A 21,300-nucleotide genomic window follows, 5' to 3' on the forward strand; every position below is an offset into this window, starting at 1 on the left:
GTACAGTGCTGGCTGACTGTCGGAGGGGAGAACCGTGGATCTGGACCACCAGGGGAGTGGGCACACCGGAGCGGGTGCCGGATCGGGTGCCGGGACCGGTGGCGGAGCGGGTGCCGGCGTGCGGGCGGCGGCCGCGCCGCCGCTGCCCGCCGCGCCACCACCACCGGTCGCGCCGCCGCTGCCGGCCGGGTCTCCCGCCGCGCCGCCCGTGAGTGCGCCGCCCATGAGTGCGTCGCCCGTGATCGGGCCGCCCGCCGCGCCGCCCGCGATCGGGCCGGGCGGGTCGGGCGGGGCGCGGTCGGCTGCGGGAGTCCTCGGCTCGCTCCGGGCAGGATCGTTCGGCCCCGGGACGCTCGGGCGGCGTCGGCTGCTCCGGGCCGGTCTCGGCCTCGGCGGCCTGGCCCTCGTCGGCACCGGCACGGCGGTCGCCCTCTCCGGCGGCTCGTCGGACCCGGACACCCCCGGCGGTTCCGGCGGGACGGGCACACCCACCGGTGCCGGCACGCCCACCGCCACGGCGACCACCGGGACGGCGGCGCCGTCCGCCGCCGCGTCCGTCGTCCCCTCGCTGCGCAACGAGGAGCAGCGCTCGGCCGCCCGGAACGGTGCCGCGGTGAAGATGATCACGATCGTCCCGCAGGGCATCGCCCGGCCGGCCGACCTGCCGGTCTGCGTCGCCCTGCACGGGCGCGGCGCCACCGCCCAGGCGTGGACCGACCTCGGGCTGCCGCAGATCCTGGTCGCCGCCATCGCGGCCGGTGTGCCCCCGTTCGCGGTGGTCGCCGTCGACGGCGGCGACGCCACCTACTGGCGGCGCACGCCGTCCGGCGACGACCCGCAGAAGATGCTGCTGGACGAGCTGCCGGGCTGGCTCGCCAAGCAGGGGCTGCGCGCGCCCGAGGCGGCCCTGGGCATATCGATGGGTGGCTTCGGCTCGCTCCGCTACGCCCGCAACCGGGGTGCCGGCTTCGGCCCGGTCGCGGTGCTCAGCCCGGCACTGTTCCGCAGCTGGGGGGACGCCAAGGCGGCCGGCGTCTTCAAGGACGAGGCCGACTGGCGCGAACACGAGCCACTGCTCCACCAGGACCAGCCGCACGGCCGCCCGATCGGCGTCTGGTGCGGCACCGAGGACCCGTTCTGCGACGCGGCCCGCAAGCTGGTCGGCGACACCGTCCAGGTCCGCTTCACCCCCGGGGTGCACGACGCGGCGTACTGGCGCAAGGTCCTGCCGGACGCGGTCTCCTTCCTCGGCCGTGCCCTGGCCGGTCGCGGCGCGGGCTGACGGGCTGACGGGTCGGCGGGCTGACGGGTCGGCGGGTCGGTGGTCGAGGCCGCGGCCGCAGGTGGTGGAGGAACGCGCCCGGTTGATGGATGATCGTTGCCGACGACCCGCCGGCCCCGGACCGCACGGTCCGGCCGGTCCCGACCCGCACGGTGGTGGAGCCGCGACATGAGCAACCTCGATCAGAAGCCCGCCCCGACACCCTGCGGCGGCGCGTCCGGTGGCGGCCCGGTCCGCGAACTGCTGACCGGACGCCAGGTCCCGCTCGGCGAGAGCACCGTCGTGCGCCGGCTGCTGCCCAACCTCGGCCGCCGGATGGTCGGCGCCTGGTGCTTCGTCGACCACTACGGTCCGGACGACATCGCCGACGAGCCCGGCATGCAGGTCCCGCCGCACCCGCACATGGGCCTGCAGACGGTCAGCTGGCTCCACCAGGGCGAGGTGCTGCACCGCGACAGCCTCGGCAGCCTGCAGACCGTCCGCCCCTACGAGTTGGGCCTGATGACCTCCGGCCGGGCGATCTCGCACTCCGAGGAGTCCCCCCGCGAGCACGCCCGCTACCTGGAGGGCGCCCAGCTCTGGGTCGCCCTCCCGGACGCCCACCGGCACACCGCCCCCACCTTCGAGCACCACGCCGACCTGCCCGTCGTCACCGCCCCCGGCCTGCGCGGCACCGTCATCCTCGGCAGCCTCGACACCGCGACCTCCCCCGGCACCGCCCACACCCCCCTGGTCGGCGCCGACCTCGCCCTGACCGAGGGTGCCGATCTCAAGCTCCCCCTGGAGCCCGGCTTCGAGTACGCCGTGCTCTCCATGTCCGGCAGCGTCGACGTCGACGGCGTCCGCGTCGAACCCGGCTCGATGCTCTACCTCGGCAGCGACCGCCGCGAACTCCCCCTCCTCGCCCGCACCGACGCCTCCGTCCTCCTCCTCGGCGGCGAACCGTTCGAGGAGAAGCTGGTCATGTGGTGGAACTTCATCGGCCGCTCCGGCGAGGAGATCAACCAGGCCCGCGAGGACTGGATGACCACCACCCGCTTCGGCGACGTCCACGGCTACGACGGCGCCCGCCTGCGGGCGCCGGAGCTCCCGGCACTCCCGCTGAAGCCCCGGGGACGCGTGCGCTGACCTGGTGAAATGCTGACTTGGGGTGTGCGGGTGAGGCTGCGGAACTGGCCGGGTCTGCCAATGTCGGACGTTGGATTCCGGTCCTTCGTGCGGGCTTGCGGCTATCGGAAGAACAGTCGGTGCCTGCGGGCATCGACTCTCATGCCTGGCTGGGTGTGACAGGGTCCGGCCGACCGTCACCGCCGCCATCCGTGCGCAGCCGCCGTCGGCACTTCCTCGGCGTATGCGTCACTGCCCGGTCCGGTCGCCGAGGGGCCGTCAGGAGACGGTCGGCGTCGCGAACAGGGCCCGGACGGTGTCGGTGGCCAGGTCGCGCAGCCAGGTGTGGGCGCGGTCGTCGTCGTAGCGCTGGTGCCACAGCAGGTACAGCGGGACGTCGGGCAGCGGGAGCGGCAGGGGCAGGGTGACCAGGCCGAGCCGTTCCCGGGCCGTACGGGTGACCGCGTCGGGGAGGGTGACCACCAGGTCGTTGTCGAGGGCGAGTTGCAGGGCGAAGGCGGCGGTGGGCCCGGCGGCGACGACGTGTCGTTCGAGGCCGCGGTGGGCCAGAGCCTCGTCGATCGGGTCGCGCAGACTCCCGCGCCGCGACACGGTGAGGTGTTCGGCGGCGGCATAGCGCTCGATGTCCAGCGGCCCTTCGGTGAGGGGGTGGCCCGGGCGGACGGCGACGGCCAGCCTGTCGCTGCCGACCAGGCGGTGGCGGATGTCCGGGAGTGCCGGAGCGCTGGAGCTGGATTCGAGGTCGACCTCGCCCCGGCGCAGCTCGGCGTCGTCCGTGCCGGGTTCGGCGGACAGGCGCAGCCGGACGCCGGGCGCCTGGCGGTGGACGGCCGTGATCAGGGCGCTGCCGCAGGCGGCGGTCAGGGTGTCGTGCCAGCGCACGGTGAATTCCCTTGTCAGCGATGCCAGTTCGATCTCCTGCTGGGCCGACAGCAGGTGCTGGGCCTGCTGCACGAGGGCGTGGACCTGGGCACGCATGGCGAGTGCGCGGGTGGTGGGCACCATGCTGCGGCCGGTGCGGACCAGGATCTGGTCGCCGGTGGCCTTGCGGATCCGGCCCAGGGAGCGGCTCATCGCCGGTGCGGTGACGTGCAGGCGGGCTGCGGCGCCGGCGACGCTGCCCTCCTCCAGCAGGGCGTCCAGGGCGGTGAGGAGGTTCAGATCCAGTTGCATGGCAGTCACTCTACAAGTGCATAGCATGCACTTGTTGTTAATGGTCAGGGGTCCTACCTTCGAAGTGCGGGCGAGAGAGAGACCACCCGCACCCATCGAACCGAGGGAGCCTTCCATGAGCACCGCCATGCCTTCCGCCGCCGACCGGGCGCTGCTGTCCGAGGTGTCCGCCGCGGTGCGGACCGCCGGTCTCACGCTGCGCGAGCGCCACACCCCGCACGCCCGGGGCGTGAGCCTGGACGAGGTCGTCGCCGAGATCCACGCCAACGACGACGCGGTGCTGGACGTGCTGCGGGAGCCGCTGCTGCGGGCCCGGCCCGGATCGCACTGGGCCGAGGACGAGCTGGCCGGCGGTGCGCTCCCGCCCGGGGAGTGGTGGGTCGTCGACCCGGCCGAGGGCAACATCAACCACGTGCACGGCATGGACGACTGGTCCGTGACCGCCACCCTGGTCCGCGACAACCGGCCGGTGCTCACCGTCGTCCACCTGCCGCTGACCGGCGACACCTACACCGCCGTGGCCGGCGGGGGCGCCCGCCTCAACGACCGGCCCCTGAAGGTGTCCGCCAAGACCGACCTGGGTGCCGCGCTCGTCGGCACCGGCCAGGCCCGGCCCGGCGAGGACGAGCGCACCTTCCGGCGGATCGGCGACTCGGTCACCGCCCTGCTGGTCAACGGCCTCGTCGTGCGGGTCTCCGTCCCCGCCACGATGCAGCTGATCCACGTCGCCGCCGGACGCATGGACGCGTTCTGGCAGTTCTCCGACGTCCGCTCCGGTCTGGTCGCCGGCGCCCTGCTGGTCTCCGAGGCCGGCGGCACCGTCACCGACCTGGCGGGCGAGCCCTGGCACACGGGCAGCCGCGACTTCCTGGCCGCCGCCCCCGGCCTCCACACCGCCGCCCTCGGGGTCCTCGCGCCGATCGCCTGACCGGATGTCCCCGTTCTTCCTCCATCCCGCCACCGCAAGGAGCACCACCTCGTGACCACCATCGGCATCCTGGGCGCCGGCCGCGTCGGCACCGACCTCGCCCGCAAGCTCTCCGCGGCCGGACACCGCGTCACCCTCGGCGTCCGGCGCCCGACGGAGACCCCGGCCCCCGCCGCCTCCCCGCACGTCGCCCTGGCCGATCACCGCACCGCCGCCCGCACGGCGGAGGTGGTGATCAACGCGACCCCCGGCCACACCTCCCTGGAGCGCCTGGCCGGCCTGCGCGCCGAGCTCGCCGGGAAGATCCTGGTCGACGTCTCCAACGCCACCCACGACGCCGAGGACGGCCTGCTCGGCGACCTCCGCTACCCCGGCGGCAGCCTCGCCGAGCGGCTCCAGGCCGCCCTCCCCGACACCCGCGTGGTGAAGACCCTCAACACCATGCTGTTCACGGTGATGACCGCCCCCGAAACCCTGGGCACCCCGCCGACCGCGTACCTCTCGGGCGACGACCGGGACGCCAAACGGACCGTCACCGGCCTGCTCGGCGACCTGGGCTGGCAGCCCGGGTGGATCGAGGACCTCGGCGGCATCACCACGGCCCGGGCCACCGAGGCCATGATCCTCGTCGTGCCCCACATCCTGCGCCGGGACGGCTTCAAGCCCTTCGCCGTCTCCCTCGCGTTCTGACGCCGCGGTCACGCGGATGCCGTGACCGGCGGTATGACCTGGCAGCACGTCGGTCACGGATCAGGATCCACGGAACGGGGGGCGACACCGGCGATGGCCGCCAGGGCATGAGCCGGCGACGGCCACATGATCGTCGTGATGCTCAGCCACCCCGGGATCGTCGCCGGCCGCATCGACGACGCCGCCAGGGCGGTCGGCCGATCCCGTCAGTGAGCCCCTGCACTCCGGGGCCGACCGGGCGTGTCAAGGAGTGGGCCCGCGGCGTGCGCGGGCGTCGTGCAAGGGTGAGCCGCAGGGACGGTCACCGCCGTTCCTTCCGCGGGCCGGCACGGAGCCGGCCCGCGGAAGACAGCCGCGGCGAAGCGGCGGCGAAGCGGCGGCGTCCGCCATGTCACGGTATCGACAGGCGTTTGGCCCCCGCCACTACCGGGAGGGCGCGCGGCCGACCGACCGGGAATGGGCGTGGGCGACGGCACATGCCCGCCGGTGAACGATTGTCGGAAGGCCGTCTGGGAGAACTGCATGCACGGTTTGAAGCGGCGGGGCTGGAAGCGGAGCAACCGCCACCGCGTCAGTCCCCGACCCTACTGAGGTGCCCTGACCAGAACGGACAGGCCCCTCGCCGCGCTGCTGCGACGAGGGGCCTGGTGGTGCGGATCAGGTGGCGGGTTGGAGGGCCCAGCGTTGGTTGGCGCCGGGGTGGCAGTCCCAGATGCCCAGGCGCGTGCCGTTGGTTGTGGCCCATCCGGGAAGTTCGAGGCAGCGGCCGGAGTGGGGGTTGTAGAGGCTGTTGTCTGCTCGGCGGAGCCACTTCTGGCCGCCCTTGAGGTTGTCGCAGTCGGCGAGTACCACAGGGACGCCGTTGTCCGTTCCTTCGTCCCGGACGGTGACACACTTGCTCTGGATGATCAGGGCGTGGTTGTCGGTGTTGAACCTGAAGTGCTGGTTGTCGCCGTTCCAGCAGTCCCACACGCCTATCTCGGTGCCGGCGCCGAGGTTGTCCAGGCACTTGCCGCCGTCGAGTGAACTGTGGATGGCGATGGAGGTGTCACTGATGGCCAGGTTGCTGATCTGGGGATCGGTGAGGGCGTAGGGGTAGGCGCGCACGTCGCTCACGGCTCCGTGGAAGTAATCGTCCACCGGGTAGTAGGTCGTGGTGGCCGCGCCGACGGTGAGTGTTCCGCCGCTTCGCCACGGGTGAGGGTTCTTGACGGCGCCGACGGCCCGTCCGTTCACGTAGAGCGTCATGGTCGCGGACTCGGCATTGTAGGTGCCCACCAAGTGGGTCCACTTGCCCACCTGCGGCTGGGTCCGCGCGGTGTCGGCCGCGAGGTAGTAGGTGTCGGTGTGACGCCAGTCCTCGTAGGCGGCGACGAAGGCCCAGGTACCGGCGGCGGCCGAGTACTGGAGGTAGAACGGGCTGCGGTCGTTCCCGTTGAGTGACAGCACCGTGCCGTAGCCGTTGGCGCTGTCAAGTCTGACCCAGGCCGCGACGCTGTAACTGCGAAGGGTGTCGATGCCGGGTGCCTGGGAGCTTCGGTAGTAGCTGGAGCCGTCGAAGGTGGAGGCGTTGTCGCTGGTGCCGTTGCGGTCGGTGGTGAATCCGGGATTGCCGGCGCGGACGAGCGCATTGCTCAGATTGCTGTCGACGACTGGTGTGCCGGCGTCGGTGTGGAGGGTGTTCTTGCGGTCGAGGTTGTACCAGTCCGGGGTCACCCGGATGTTGGCGACCGAAATCGGACCCACGTCCCAGCTCATTCCGGGGGAAGAGGTGTCCCCACTGCGGTGGCCCCACCAGATCTGGATGTCGCCGGTGTCGGAGTTGCGGCCCCACAGAGCGGGGGCGCCGTTGCCGAGGAGGTCACCGTCGGAGCCGAGGACCGGCCAGGTGGCGACGGGGACGGCGCCGATGTAGGTCTTACCGGAAATCCCGGTCAGGGTCGGGACTACCAGCGGGTTGCCGTTCTCGTCGAGGACCGGGTCCCCGAAGTCGGGGTCGACGACGTCGAGGGCGCCAGTGGTGAAGGTGTAGGCGCTCAGCTCGCCGGAGGTCGGGTCTGCGGCTGCCGGGCGCAGGTTTCGTGCCCACAGGCCGGGGTGGCTCTGGCCTGCCCAGTCGCCTGGCGTGAGGAGTTCCATGTCCTTCCACCCGGTGGAGGCGAGGCGGACGGGCTGGCCGAGCTGGTTGGTCGTCGTGGCGGGGAAGAACCACAGGCCGGCGTCACTGCCGTCGCTGTTGGTCTCCGAGGTGATCAGACCGGTCTTGTTCTTGAATTCGAGCTTGATGTCGAGGTCGGTGTGGGCGGGGTCGCCGAGTGCTCCAACGCGTAGGGTGCGTGACCAGTCGTCGGCATAACCCGTGCAGTAGGCAGCGTCGTTGGGCGGTGTGACGCAGGCCGGCCGGCTGAGCGGGACCTTGCTGTTGTAGCGGCCTATGGAGCGCGTGTTGCCGGGGTTGCCGTAGGCGTAGAGGTTCGGGTCGTCCTTGACGTGGACGAAGAGGTCGTCGACGTGCTTGCCGCCGGTGAGCGCTCCGCGGTGGCTGTACTGGACCGTATCGGTGGCCCAGGTTTGCCGGTTCGGGGTGTCACTGGGGACTGCCGCGAGTGCGGCGGTGGGGCTCTTGGCGACCGTGTTGCCGGGGATGCTGTAGGTGCGCAGGTTGCCGGCCTGGTCGGCGGTGAGGATGTCGGCTGCACCGTCACCGGTGACATCGCCGAAGACGGGCTGCGGGCCGTCGGGGTTCCAGGGGACGTAGAAGGCGTACTGGGCGGCCGGTGAGACGTTGCCGGCGTTGTCCTCCACCTGGATGTAGAGGATGTTGGTGCCCCACGCGGTGGGGAAGACCGGGATGGCGTTGGAGGGCATCGATCCCCCGCACTGCCAGGAGGCGCCTTCGAACTGCGGGTCGAAACTCCACCGGGCACAGACGACACCGGAGGTCTGGCCGCCCGAGGGGTTCGGGTCGACCGGGGTGTAGGGGACGGAGCCCCACTCGCCGGCACGCAGTGCGGTGCTCTGTCCGTTGCCGGAGGGCGGGAACTGGGTCTCGAGCGCCTTGTCGGACAGCTGGTTGTCGAGCGTCAGGAGGCCGACCGTGGGCGGGGTCTGGTCGACTCCGAAATGGCAGGTCGGGGTGGACGCTGACATGCCCACCAGCTGGTCACTGGCCATGATGCCGTAGCCGTAGACGTGGCCGTCCTTGATGACACCTGCTGGGACTTGGTAGGCGGCGTTGCTTCCGTTGCTGACAGGTCCTGTGTAGCCGGACGCGACGTCCGGGACACCGGGCAGGACGTAGTCCCAGATGTGGCTCCACGAGTACAGCTGCTGCTGGACCGGGCTGCTGACGGTCGCGTTGAGCGTGACGTTGCCCAGATCCGACCCGGCTCCCAGCCATCCCCATCCGCTGCCGTCACAACCTTGAGGGCTCTGGTTCGGCGACACCGTTCGCGGCGCTGGGTAGGTGTAGGGGTTGGTGGGGGTGTTGGGCGCGCGGTCGTACTCGACGGTCACGGTCGGCCGGTAGTCGAGGCGTTTGAAGGCCAGCGTATTGCTCTCGTCGCCCTCGACGGTGAAGGCCATGCTGGGTGCCCCACCGGCCCAGGCCCGATAGGCGTCGGTGACGTTGTAACCGAAGTTGATGCCGTTGGGGCAGTCCGCATTTCCGGATCCGGCGACCCAGGCGGTGTCGCCGACCTGGCCGCCGAGGTGCCTGGGCGCGTTGTTCCACGTCGTGTCGTATCCGATGGGACGGTCGACGACGAACAGGTTGAGCGGGTACTTGGTGTTGCAATTGTGGTCGGAGGACTTTGCCTGCCACATCGTCATGGCGGCGTAGTTGATGATCGTCCCCTCGAAGCCGCGGGTGTCGATCTGGAAGAAGGCCCGTTCGATACCTGTCTTCACCTTGTAGTCCTGTCGGCCGACGCCGGGCCGGTTGTACGGATCCTGGGGCGTCACGGTCTTCAGGTAGTTGTTCGTGTCCTGGTAGGCGGACTGGGTCCAGGTCCAGCCGTTGGCGGTGCGGTCGTCGTAGATCCAGCCCGGGTCGATGAACCACGGTCCTTCCCCATTGGTGAGGATGTCCTGGTCGGGGTTCAGGGTGATGCCGTTGGCAGCGGCGGTGGTGGGCATGACCGCGACGCGGGCATTGCTGCCCGGCCCGTCGACCGTGCTGGTCGCCGGCGCCTCCGGATCACCGGATGCCGCGGTCGACTCGGCGGCCTGCGCGATGGCCGCACTGCTTTTCAGGGCAGTCCGGGCGACGGTGACGGCTGGAGTGGAGCGGGGGATCTGTGTAGAGGGAGTGGTGGAACTGTCCCACATCCGTGGGGCGGGGGCGTGCCAACGGGGTGTGCCGTCCTCGGCCGTGGCAGTGAGGTTGTAGGCGGAGTCCGACGTGATGGTCACACCGGTGGTAGTGGTGGGGAAGGTGACCGACCGGAGCAGCGGGTTGGCCGCCGCGGCGGCGTTCTTCACGACGAGGACGGTGCCAAGGCCGCCGAACTTGGTGACTGTGGCCTTCAGGTCGATGCCGGGCGCCACCTCGGGATAGAGCACGCCGTCGCCGTCCTCGTCCACCGTCCCCTGGGTCAGCGGAAAGGGCGAGTGGAGCGTGATCTGCTTGCCGTCGGAGCTGGTGAGGGTCGCGAGTGCCCCGGGGCCGCCGGCCGACAGGTGTACGTCCGCACCAGATGCCTTCGGGTGGAAGCCACCCTTCGGGCTGGCGACCAGGGTGGCGTCGAGCGCTACCCATGTCCCGTTCTGACGGACCCGCTGCCGCTCCAGGGACTGAGTTCTCTGCAGATGTCCTTGCGGGGTGGCGACAGTCTCGCTGTAGTCGTCGGTCAAGGAATCGACCGGTACCGCCTTGCCGGTCGCCTTCGCCTGAGCGATGGCCTTCTCGGCGGCTGTCTCGGGCGGCCGGATCTTGGCGTGTTCGGCGTCCGCCTCGGCGATCACGTCGGCGAGGCTCTTGGTTCCCGGTTGCGGGGCCGCGAGTGCCGACGGCGCGAGTAGGCCGACGGACAGCGCCAGCCCGATGCCGAGCGCTGGTAGACGCAGGGTAAGAGCGCGTGTGGGGCGCAAAGCGGAACGTGGTCTGGCGAACGGGGGCACGACGAAAGCCTTCCCGACGAGGAGATGGTGCGGACACGGCCGGGCTGGCACTGCGCACAGGACAGACGCAACCTCCCGCCTCTCATGAGCGATCGTCAATGGAGCACATTTGAGGATGTGCTGATTTGGCACCAGTTCGCACTGTTCGTACAGGGGGTGATCTAAATCACCAGGGATGAGTCTTTGTCGACTCCTCGACATGGAATGTAAACGACCCATAAGGTCGACTGGCCTTTGATCAATTAGCCGTGTCCCTGGGCGCGGTAACCAACGGAGAGGGTGACGGTGTTCTCTCACCGTGCTCACTCGGCCCGTCGACGGGCCGTCTATTTGCGACGCTCGCGAACCGCCATGCTCAGCACCCTGGCGGTCGTCGCCTCCTTGGTGGTCCCCGCCGGGGGCGTGGCGTTCGCTGCCGCACCGGACTACAAGCGAGTCTGGTCACCGCCGAACACGCCGCTTCCCGGTACGGAATCGGTGACCGGCAAGAACGCCATGACCCCCACGCCGCCCCCTGCCAGGAGCACCGAGAACCGGCCGGCGGACAAGAGCGGCAAGGCCACCCCCGTGGGCGTGGCAACGGTCGAGCTCGCGCCGGCACCCGCCGCGGGAACGACCTCCGCACGCCCCGACGGCCGCGGCGGCACGGTCCGGGAACCGGCCGCCGCAGCCTCGTCGAAGGCAGGAGACCTCCCCGTCTGGCTGTCATCCATAGCGGGAGGCGGAGACCCGGCCCCCGCCGCCCGCTCCAACAGTGAGACGAGCCCGAAGGTCAGCGTCGCGGTCGCCGACGCCAAGACGGCCAAGGCCGCCGGGGTCAGCGGAGCGCTCATCTCCCTTTCCTCCGCCGATCAGCGCACCGGCACCACGGCACGCGTCAGCCTCGACCCGGTCGCACTCGCCCCCGCCTACGGTGGCGACTGGGCCAATCGCGCGACCCTGGTCGCCATGCCCGCCTGCGCGCTCACCACCCCGACCGCGGAGCAGTGCCGGACCCGCACCCCCGTTGCCTCCCATTACGACCCGCAGACGAAGAAGCTGGTCGCCGACGTCGACCTCCCCTCGGCGGCGCCCAGCACGTCCCCACTGGCGAAGAGCCTGTCCGCATTCGCTGTGGACGCGCCGGCCGCGGCACCGGCGACAGTCCTCGCACTGCAGGGATCGGCCGGCGGCGACACCGGAACGTACAGCGCCACCAGTCTGGCGCCCAGCCAGGCCTGGTCCGCCGGTGGTTCGTCCGGCTCCTTCACCTACAACTACCCCGTCCAGGTACCCCCGAGCCTCGGCGGAGGCGCCCCGCAGGTCGGCCTCTCCTACGACTCCTCGTCCGTGGACGGCAAGACCTCGGCGACCAACTCGCAGGCGTCCTGGATCGGCGAGGGCTGGGACCTCGGCTCCGGCTTCGTGGAGCGCTCCTACCAGCCGTGCTCGAAGGCGGGCATCGACAAGTCCGGGGACCAGTGCTGGACCGGAGCCAACCTGACGCTGTCCCTGGCGGGTCACTCCGGCCAGCTCGTCGCCAACGACGGCTCGTGTGACACCTCCGACCCACGCGACGAGCTGTCGAAGTGCACCTGGCGGCTCCAGTCGGACGACGGCACCAAGGTCCAGTTCCTCACCGGCGCCACCAACGGCACCTGGAACGGTTCCTACCTCAAGGTCACGGACACCAGTGGCACGGTCTTCTACTTCGGTCTCAACCACCTTCCCACCGAGCAGGGCACCCCGACAGCCACCGGTTCCGAGAACCGGTCCGCGTGGACCGTTCCGGTCTACTCTCCCAAGCCCGGCGACCCGTGCTACGACCCCGCCAAGGGATCCGGCTCGTGGTGCCAGAGCGCCTGGCGCTGGAACCTCGACCACATCGTCGACGTCCACGGCAACCTGACCACCTACACATACGCCCCCGAAACGAACTTCTACGCACGCGGCGCGGGCCAGAACAACGGCACCGGCACCAACACGGAATACACCCGCGCCGGCACCCTCCAGGCCATCGGCTACGGCCAGCGCCTGACCGACCAACTGGCCGCCAACGGCGCCTACCAGCCGGCCGCCCAGATCGTCTTCGACACGGGCGAGCGCTGCCTCGCCGGCGAAGACGCCTGCCGACCCGAGCAGCGCACACCCGCCAACGCCGGTAACTGGCCCGATGTCCCGACCGACCAGCAGTGCTCCGCCAACGACGTCTGCGCCAACTCCGGCCCCAGCTTCTGGACCACCCGGTGGCTGAATGCCATCACCACCAAGGTCCGCGTCAACGGCGCGTACCGTGCGGTCGACTCCTACCAGCTGACACACGGCTTCGAGAACCCGCACGACTACCCCGACCGCCCGAACAAGGACCCCGACGCCCCCGCCGAGGAGCTGCGGATTCCCTGGCTCCACTCGATCCAGCGGACCGGCGAGAGCACCCTGAGCGGCCAGAGCCGGGTCGCCCTGAAGCCGGTCACGTTCGCTGCCATGGTGCTGCGCAACCGTGTCGACGGGCTGATCCCGTCAAGGTCGGACTTCTTCCGTCCACGGATCCAGCTCATCACCACGGAGACCGGCGGCACCATCGGCGTCGACTACATCCAACAGTCGTGCTCCCGCAACGCCCACGTCATGCCCGGATCGCCAGACAACAACACGCTGGCCTGCTACAACGTCAAGTGGTACGAGCCCAACCCCCCGAAGACCGATGACGGCCGCCCGATCGCCGTCGACGACTGGTTCCTGCGCTACCCCGTCAAGAGCGTCACCGTCGACCCGCGCTCCAACTTCGTCCGCGGCTCCCTCACCCAGACCACCAGCTACACCTACGGCGACGCGGCGTGGCACCGCAACGACGCCGAGGGCGTCGACAACGCGGTCCGCACCTGGGACCAGTTCCGAGGCTTCGCCTCCGTCACCGCCCTCACCGGCTCAACCGAGGACGGCCCGCAGAGCAAGACCGCCACCTACTACCACCAGGGCATGCAAGGCGACCTCGACGCCGCCGGCAACCCGCGTACCCGCAGCGTCCAAGGCCCCACCAGCGGCGCGGTCACCGACCACGACTGGCTCTCCGGTCAGGTCCTCGAATCCGACACCTACGCCGACGCCACGTCCAACACCCCCGCCGCCAGCAGCGTCAACACCAGCGCCAACCCTAATGGCGGTGAGCCGACGGCGACCGCGACCCACAGCCGCGGCCCTGGCCTGCCCGACCTCAAGGCCCGCTACGCATCGCCCCAGCAGAGCACCGTCACCGCCAGGGCGAGGAAAGCCGACGGCAGCTGGCGCACCACCACGGACACCACGTTCATCGACACGAAGGTGCCCTACCGTCCCGCGAAGGTTCTGCAGCAGGCCGACGGCACCCCCGACGTGTGCGTGCGCACGGAGTACGCAGCCAACGCGGCATCACCGATCATCAACGCCGTGGCCCAGACCCTCACCGTCTCCGGTGAGAACGCCTGCGATGCCACCCCCACCGCCGCGAACACCGTCTCGGGCGGCCGCACGCTCTTCGACGACCAGCCCTACAGCCGCCTCGGCACCACGGCATCGGCCACCAGCATCCAGGTACTGGAGACGTACGACGCCAACGGCGCCGCCCAGTGGACAACCACCGGTCGCAGCGCCTACGACGCCTACGGCCGACCCACCACCGTGACGGATCCGACGACCAGCGACACGGCCCACCCGAACGGCGCCGCCACCACCACCGTCTACGCCTCGGCAGCGCCGGGCGAACTCCCCAACAAGAACACCGTCACTGCCCCCGCGCCGGCCGGAACCCCCGAAGCGGCGACCGGTTGGACCTCCACCGTCACCCTCGATCCGACCCGTTCGCTGCCGCTGACCACGACCGATGCCAACGGCCGCACCGTCACCCGGACCTACGATGCCCTCGGCCGGCTGACGGCGGTTTGGCAAGCCGGGCGCACCTCCGCCGGGCCGGCCGACTACAAGTTCACCTACCGGCTCAACAACGACGCGCCGTCGTCCATCACCACCGAGACCCTGCGGGCCGACAAGACGTACCAGCAGTCGGTCCAGATCCTGGACGGTCTCGCCCGCGTCGTGCAGACGCAGAGCGACCCGGCGATCTCCGCCTATGCGGGCCGGATGATCACCGACACCTTCTACGACACCCACGGCCGCACGGCCCGTGTCAACAACACGTACTACAACAACCTCAACCCGCCCAGTACGACCCGCTTCGAGCCCGACGACGCGAAGGTCCCGAACCAGACCCGCAACGTCTACGACGGCATGGGCCGGGTGGTCAACAGCGAGTTCAGAGCGTTCGGCGTCCTGCAGACCACCACCAGCACCTCGTACCCCGGTGCCGACCGCGTCGACGTGACCCCGCCGACGGGCGGCCGGGCGACCAGCACCGTCACTGACTCGCGCGGGCGCACCCTTCAGCTGTGGCAGTACCGCACACCCACGCCGACCGGTAGCCCCGCCGACGCGGATGTCACCTCCTACGGCTACTCCAGCCTCGGTACCGAAACCTCGCGTACGGACGCCGCCGGCAACACCTGGACGTACGGCTACGACCAGCGCGGCCGGCGCACCAGCACCAGCGATCCCGACGCCGGCACCAGCACCACCAGCTATGACGCAGCCGGGCGGGTCTCCGCCACCACTGACGCCCGTGGCCAGAGGATCGTCAGCACCTACGATCTCCTCGGCCGCAGGACCGGCACCTACAATGACTCGGTCAGCCCCGACAACCGCCTGACCGGCTACACCTACGACAGCGTCGCCAAGGGCAAGCAAGCGTCCTCGACCCGCTACGTCGGCGGACAGAGCGGCGCGGCCTACACCACCGCCGTGACCGCGATGGACACCGCCTACCGACCCACCAAGAGCACGGTGACCATCCCCGGCGGCGAGGTCGGGCAGGCGAACCCGCTCACCTTCACCTACCAGGCCGTCTTCGACCCCATCACCGGTGCGCCCACCAAGCAGGGCCTGCCGGCAATGGGCGACCTGTTCGCGGAGACGGTCACCTACAAGTACGAGGCCTACGGCCTCCTGCACGACATCGGCGGCCTCGGCGACATCGCCTACGACGTCCAGTCCGACTACGACGCCTACGGCCGGAACATCCGTTCCACCATGAACCCGTACGGCACCCAGATCGTCACCACCAACACCTTCGACGAGTCCACCGGGCGCCAGCTCAGCCAGTTCGTCGACAAGCAGACCGCGACGACCGGCTCGGTCCAGCAGACGTCCTACACCTACAACCTGGTCGGCCGCCTGACTGCCGTCCGCACCATCCCGAACAACACGCCCTCAGCGACCGACCTGCAGTGCTTCAGCTACGACTACCTCGGCCGGCTGACCACGGCATGGAGCGATACCGGGCGCCTCACCCAGGAGCCCAACCCTGCTGTCGGCGGCCGAGGCGCCTGCGCCAACACCACCCCCACCAGCGGTGCCCAGGCCCCGTCCCTCACCACCGTGGGCGGCTCGGCCCCGTACTGGCAGAGCTACCAGTACGACCTGACCGGCAACCGCACCGGCATGGTCGCCCACGACCCCCGCGGCGACGCCGCGAAGGACGTCAGCACCACCCAGAGCTTCCCGGCCCCAGGTACCCGCAACAACCCCACTACCGCGCCAGGCACCGGCGGTGGCACTGGCGGCCCGCACGCTCTGCTCGGTTCCACCAACCGCGTCGGCAACGACGCCCCGACCACCAGCACCACCCAGTACGACGCGGCTGGCCACACCACCGCCATCACCGACACCGCGGGCACCACCACGCTCACCTGGAACGGCGAGGATCGACTCGAGTCGCTCACCACGACGGGCCACGGCGCCACCACGTACCTGTACGACGCCGAGGGCAACCAACTCATCCGCCGCAACCCCGGCAAGACGACCATCAACCTCGGTAACGGCGACGAGTTGGTCTACAACACCGTCACCAAGACCCTCAACGGCTCGCGCTACTACTCCATACCCGGCGGCACCACCCTGGTGCGCCAGGGCGGCAACGAACTCACCTACCAGTTCTCCGACCACCACGGCAGCGGCACCCTGGCCCTCAACGCCAAGACTCTCGTCGAGAACCGCCGTCCCAGCGACCCCTTCGGCAACCCCCGCGGCACCCAACCCTCGGTATGGGCGGGCGACCACGGCTTCGTCGGCGGAACCAAGGACGACGTCACCGGACTCACGAACCTCGGCGCACGCCAGTACCAACCCACCACCGGCCGCTTCCTCAGCCTCGACCCGATCCTCGACGCAGGCGACCCACAGCAGTGGAACGGCTACGCCTACTCCGAGAACGACCCGGTCAACAAGTCCGACCCCAACGGGCTTCGGTCCGAGGAGTGCGGCACCCTCTACGCGTGCGGGCCCGCCGGCACCATCACCACGGCCAACGCTGCCGAGACCACCGCCCACTACATGCCCGGAGCTACACCTGCCCCCGCCTCCGGCCCGGACCCCGGTACCGCCGGCACCGGTAGTGGTGGCGGTGGCGGCGGTGGCGGCGGTGGAAACCCCTCCAACCCGACGAACACCAGCGCCAAGAAGGCCTCCGACGCGAAGGACAAGGTCCTCAACGCCGGCAAGAAACTGGCCAAGATCGTCGCCGACGAACTGGGCATCACCGACGCCCTCGACTGCGTCACCACGGGCGACCTCGGAGCCTGCGGCGAGACTGCACTCAACGTCGTTTCCAGCATGCTCAGCGGCGGCCCGCTCACCAAACTCCTCGCCAAGTACGCGTTCCGCTGGAACAAGGCCTACGAACTCGCCAAGTCCATCAAGACTCTCGCCGGCGAACTCTTCGACGGACTGAAGGCCTGGCGCCGGGAATCCAAGGCCGCGAAGGAAGCCGAAGACGCGGTAGCCGCGGCTTGCCCGCGCCCCATCGCGGTACCGCACAGCTTCCCGCCGACGACGCCCGTCCTCCTCGCCGACGGCAACACCAAGCCCATCGCCGAGATCGCCGTCGGCGACCAAGTCCTGGCCACCGATCCCCAGACCAACACCACCACCGCCGAAACCGTCACCGACACCATCGTCACCCCTGACGACACCCTCTTCACCGACCTCACCCTCACCTCAGACACCACCCCGAGAGCCTCGCCCACCACCCTCACCTCCACCCAGCACCATCCCTTCTGGGACACCACCACCAACCGTTGGACCGAAGCCGCCGACCTCCAGCCCGGCCACACCCTCCTCACCCCCGACGGCACCCCCGTCACCATCCAGTCCACCCGCAACTACCAGACCACCCCCACCGAAGCCCGCGACCTCACCGTCAGCACCCTCCACACGTACTATGTGCTGGCAGGGGCCACGCCGGTCCTGGTTCACAACGTCAGTCCGGAGCAGTGTCAGCTCGGCGTGCAGGGAATGGACCACGTGACATCGGGAGTCCTTGACATCCAGGTTGATGTCGTCCCGTTCGCGAGTGGTGGTCGCGGTTCGGGCGGATTCATTGACGATATGGGTGATCGGGTGCCCGGCATGACATCGTCGAACTATCATCACGTCGAGATGCAGGCCGCCGCCTACATGCGCCGCAATGAGGTTGGACGCGGAGTGCTCTACATAAACCACCCCGACGGAATCTGTCAATTCTGCAATGGATCGGCATATTCGCGCCCCGGGGGCACTCCTGTAAACCCCATCGAGGATGCGCTTCCTAAGGGAGCAAAAATGTGGGTCTACGATCAGAGTGGCAAATTCCTCGGCAAATTCAAGGGGAACTCCCGCTAGTCGCAACTAGACCGTTTCGGCAGGGTGCAGTGCGAGCGCTCTGCCGAAACGGTTTTCGATGGAGGGCATGCCCGGCATATCGACTCTGGACACGCCGGCCAGACCGAGCCCGTGGCGTATACTCAGACCTTGTGGATGAACTCCTGTCAATAAATTCAGACAGCGTCGGACGTTTCCTTCGGCGCTGGTACGGGACCATGGAGAGCGTGAGCGACGTTCACCTCGAAGTCAGCCCCGACGTGCCTGCCCAACTACGTGATTGGCACACGATGGCGGCTCTTGCCGGTAGCCCTGTGACATTCCAGGACCGACCCATTTCACCTCAGGATCTTGCACCAGACTCGCACGGCATGCTCGAGTTCTGGGCGGAGAATCAGAGCGGCTATTTCTGGGCCGTCGATCTCAATGACGACACGCTCCAGGTCTTCTTCAGAGAGGATGGAAAAGGCGACTGGACGGGAACGGGTGAGACTCTCGGCCATTTTCTACTGCATTGCACCGTACGGGAAGCCATCATCGGAAGCTCGTCCAAGTTTACTATCTTTGTCGATTCTTCAGAAATCAACGAGGCCATGGACTCGTTTGAGCCACTGAAGTTCGAAGCCCTGGCCAGTGAAGAGCCTCAGGTCAAGCTGTGGTGTAGCGAGGATGCAGTGGTCCGCATGGCACCTCCGCCGACGGGATATGCGGAACCCGGTGAGCAGCTGTGGATGCTGACCTTTGCGGCTCCGTCTGATTCATGCATCGAGCGGTACGCATCTCGGTTCGGACTTGAGGGCCTGGCCGCCGCCGAGCCTACTCGTATGGAGATTCCGTACGAGCCGCCACCGTTCTAGATGCACCGGGATACTTCTTGAAATGCAGTTGTTGAACTATAGAGGTCCCGCCAGGATAAATTCTGGCGGGACCTCTCGATCGTTTGACGTCACCAGTTGACGTCACCGGGTGGGGAGCAAGATCCCACTTTCGGGCGGATCGTCGTCATCGCCGCGGTCGGCAGGTTCGGTCTCGGGATTACGGAGTGCGTGGCCGAGGAGGTCGATGGCGTCGCGTTGGATGCGGAGTCGGACGTGGGCGTAGACGGTGGCGGTGACACCGATGTGAGCGTGACCGAGCAGCTCCTTGATGACGACAAGTTCGACGCCCTGGTCCAGGAGGAGGGTGGCGGTGGAGTGCCGGAGGTCATGGGTGCGCCGTGAGGCGCTGTGGTTCGAGTGGAGGTGAGAGACCTTCGCCGCTGATCCTGTCGCAGCAGGACGGTGGAGCTGAGGGCAGCCTGATCCGGGTGGCGCCGGGGAGGGTGGGAGCAGCCCTGACAAAGCCGGGACGGGCCAGTACTGCCAGATGGTCCGGGTTCGGCGAGCGGGACGGAGAGGAGTACGTGAGGAACCGGCGTGTGACACCCCCTTTATGCGACGCCAGCTCGAACCTGGTGGATCTGGGCTGGAAGCGGCGCGCACCTGCTGACGAGTCGGCAGGGAACTCCCGCGGTGGTGGGCATGAGCTGCCAGGGAGGCTGCGAGGAAGGTCTGCGGCGTACTCGCAGCGATGCCGCAGGGGCATAGTCGGGCTCCTACTTCGTTGAGCGAACCACAGTGAACACGGGAACCGTCCCGGGTCTTGCCCTGCGCGTCGCGTCCAGCGGCGAGGGTGGGGTTGGGCGCGTCGACCGCCGATCGGTCCGGGACGGGGCGGAGCCGCCGTAGTACTCCGAGGTCGGGAAAGCCGGCCGCATGGGGAAGGGCGGCAGCGGTTTCGAGAGGGGAAGGACGCTGCAATGCCGGAAGACGCGTCGCCGAACGGCGGTGCTCCTCGTTCTGGTCCGGCCGGGCCGGGAGCGAGGGTATCGGAGATGCAGGCCAAGCTTCACCGTTGGGCGGTGGCCGATCCTGGCCGCCGGTTCGATGACTTGTTCAACTTCGTGTGTGACCCGGCGACGCTGATCGTGGCGCTCGACCGGGTCGCGGGGAACCAGGGTGCGCGCACTGCTGGCGTGGACGGCCTCACGGTCGCCGATGTGGCGGAGCAGGTGGGCATGTCCGGGTTCCTGGACGACCTGCGGGCCGGTCTCAAGGACGGCTCGTTCCGGCCGCTTCCGGTGCGGGAACGCAAGATCCCGAAACCGGGCGGGTCGGGGAAGGTCCGCAAGCTCGGGATTCCGACGATCACGGACCGGGTCGTCCAGGCGGCGCTGAAACTGGTGCTGGAACCCATCTTCGAGGCGGAGTTCCTGCCGTGCTCGTACGGGTTTCGGCCCAAGCGGCGTGCCCAGGACGCGATCGCCGAGATCCACCACTTCGGTACCCGTGGCTACCGCTGGGTGCTGGATGCGGACATCGAGGCGTGCTTCGACTCGATCGACCACGCGGCCCTGATGGACCGGGTGCGTCTACGGGTGAAGGACAAGCGCGTCCTGGCGCTGGTCAAGGCGTTCCTGAAGGCCGGGATCCTCACGGAACTCGGCGAGCATCGGGAGACGTTGACCGGGACGCCGCAGGGCGGCATTCTGTCCCCGCTGCTGGCCAACATCGCCTTGAGCGTGCTCGATGAGCACGTGATGGGGCCGTGGAAGCCGGGCGGGGCGTTGTCGACCCATGGCAAGCGCGACTACCGGCACCGCAAGGGACGCCCGACGTGGCGGCTGGTCCGCTACGCGGACGACTTCGTCGTGTTGGTGCACGGCTCGCGTGAGCACGTTGAAGCGCTGCGCGAAGAGGTCGCCGTCGCGCTGGCGCCGCTCGGGTTACGGCTGTCACCGGCCAAGACTCAAGTGGTGCATATGAGCGACGGGTTCGACTTCCTCGGCTTCCGCATCCGGTGGAAGCGCAAGAGAGGGACGGACAAGTGGTACGTCTACACCTTCATCGCGGTCCGGCCCGTCCGGTCGCTGAAGGCGACGATCCGTGCCCTGACGCACAAGACATCGCAGCAGGACTTCGCGTCGGTTCTGACCAGGCTCGGTCAGATCATGCGCGGATGGGCCAGCTACTTCAAGTACGCCGTGGCCAAACACACCTTCAGTAAGCTGGACGACTTCACCTGGTGGAGATTGGTCCATATGCTGCGGGCGCGCCACGGCTGGAACTGGGGTCAGGTCCGGCGCCATCTGGCCGCCTCCGGGCGGTGGAAGATCGCGGCGGACGGGGTCGAGTACTTCCGGATCGAGGGTGTGACGGTCTCCCGCTACACCTACCGGGGCAACAAGATCCCGGCCCCGTGGCCACCTGAGAACCCCGCCTGACGGCAGGAACCG

General features: G+C 69.2%; 9 protein-coding genes and 1 pseudogene. 7 read left to right on the forward strand and 3 right to left on the reverse strand.

Going from position 1 to position 21,300, the window contains the following annotated elements:
* Window positions 1-223 precede the first annotated feature (223 nt).
* Window positions 224-1,282 (forward strand): alpha/beta hydrolase, encoded by a 1,059-nt coding sequence (locus ACIQTO_RS15985; RefSeq protein WP_402388192.1) that lies wholly within the window; start codon window positions 224-226, stop codon window positions 1,280-1,282.
* Window positions 1,283-1,450: 168 nt separating this feature from the next.
* A complete protein-coding gene (locus ACIQTO_RS15990) occupies window positions 1,451-2,410 on the forward strand; it encodes a pirin family protein (protein WP_402388193.1) in 960 nt (319 codons plus the stop codon).
* Between the two features lie 258 nt (window positions 2,411-2,668).
* On the opposite strand, the gene ACIQTO_RS15995 is transcribed toward ACIQTO_RS15990, so the two are convergent.
* The gene (locus tag ACIQTO_RS15995; protein WP_402388194.1) at window positions 2,669-3,583 is read right to left on the reverse strand and encodes a LysR substrate-binding domain-containing protein; all 915 of its coding nucleotides are present in this window, start codon (window positions 3,581-3,583) and stop codon (window positions 2,669-2,671) included.
* A 115-nt stretch (window positions 3,584-3,698) separates the two neighbouring features.
* Between ACIQTO_RS15995 and ACIQTO_RS16000 the strand changes: the two genes are divergently transcribed.
* Together ACIQTO_RS16000 and ACIQTO_RS16005 are read left to right on the forward strand one after the other, a co-directional pair.
* Window positions 3,699-4,511, forward strand: coding sequence for an inositol monophosphatase family protein (locus ACIQTO_RS16000; protein WP_402388195.1), 813 nt, complete (start codon window positions 3,699-3,701; stop codon window positions 4,509-4,511).
* 51 nt (window positions 4,512-4,562) lie between these two features.
* Window positions 4,563-5,201, forward strand: a complete 639-nt coding sequence (locus tag ACIQTO_RS16005) for an NADPH-dependent F420 reductase (protein WP_402388196.1) — start codon at window positions 4,563-4,565, stop codon at window positions 5,199-5,201.
* A gap of 657 nt (window positions 5,202-5,858) precedes the next feature.
* On the opposite strand, the gene ACIQTO_RS16010 is transcribed toward ACIQTO_RS16005, so the two are convergent.
* A complete protein-coding gene (locus tag ACIQTO_RS16010) occupies window positions 5,859-10,292 on the reverse strand; it encodes a LamG-like jellyroll fold domain-containing protein (RefSeq protein ID WP_402388197.1) in 4,434 nt (1,477 codons plus the stop codon).
* Window positions 10,293-10,673: 381 nt separating this feature from the next.
* Between ACIQTO_RS16010 and ACIQTO_RS16015 the strand changes: the two genes are divergently transcribed.
* Together ACIQTO_RS16015 and ACIQTO_RS16020 are read left to right on the forward strand one after the other, a co-directional pair.
* The gene (locus tag ACIQTO_RS16015) at window positions 10,674-18,047 is read left to right on the forward strand and encodes an RHS repeat-associated core domain-containing protein (RefSeq protein ID WP_402388198.1); all 7,374 of its coding nucleotides are present in this window, start codon (window positions 10,674-10,676) and stop codon (window positions 18,045-18,047) included.
* Window positions 18,048-18,253: 206 nt separating this feature from the next.
* The gene (locus ACIQTO_RS16020; protein ID WP_402388199.1) at window positions 18,254-18,883 is read left to right on the forward strand and encodes a hypothetical protein; all 630 of its coding nucleotides are present in this window, start codon (window positions 18,254-18,256) and stop codon (window positions 18,881-18,883) included.
* A 102-nt stretch (window positions 18,884-18,985) separates the two neighbouring features.
* Here the strand turns inward: ACIQTO_RS16020 and ACIQTO_RS16025 are convergent.
* Window positions 18,986-19,240, reverse strand: a pseudogene (locus tag ACIQTO_RS16025) (tyrosine-type recombinase/integrase); the annotation flags it as partial.
* Between the two features lie 659 nt (window positions 19,241-19,899).
* On the opposite strand from ACIQTO_RS16025, the gene ltrA reads away from it, so the two are divergent.
* The gene (gene ltrA / locus ACIQTO_RS16030; protein WP_402388200.1) at window positions 19,900-21,288 is read left to right on the forward strand and encodes a group II intron reverse transcriptase/maturase; all 1,389 of its coding nucleotides are present in this window, start codon (window positions 19,900-19,902) and stop codon (window positions 21,286-21,288) included.
* Window positions 21,289-21,300: the final 12 nt, after the last annotated feature.

It is taken from the genome of Kitasatospora sp. NPDC091207 (assembly GCF_044768625.1).
GTDB lineage: Bacteria > Actinomycetota > Actinomycetes > Streptomycetales > Streptomycetaceae > Kitasatospora.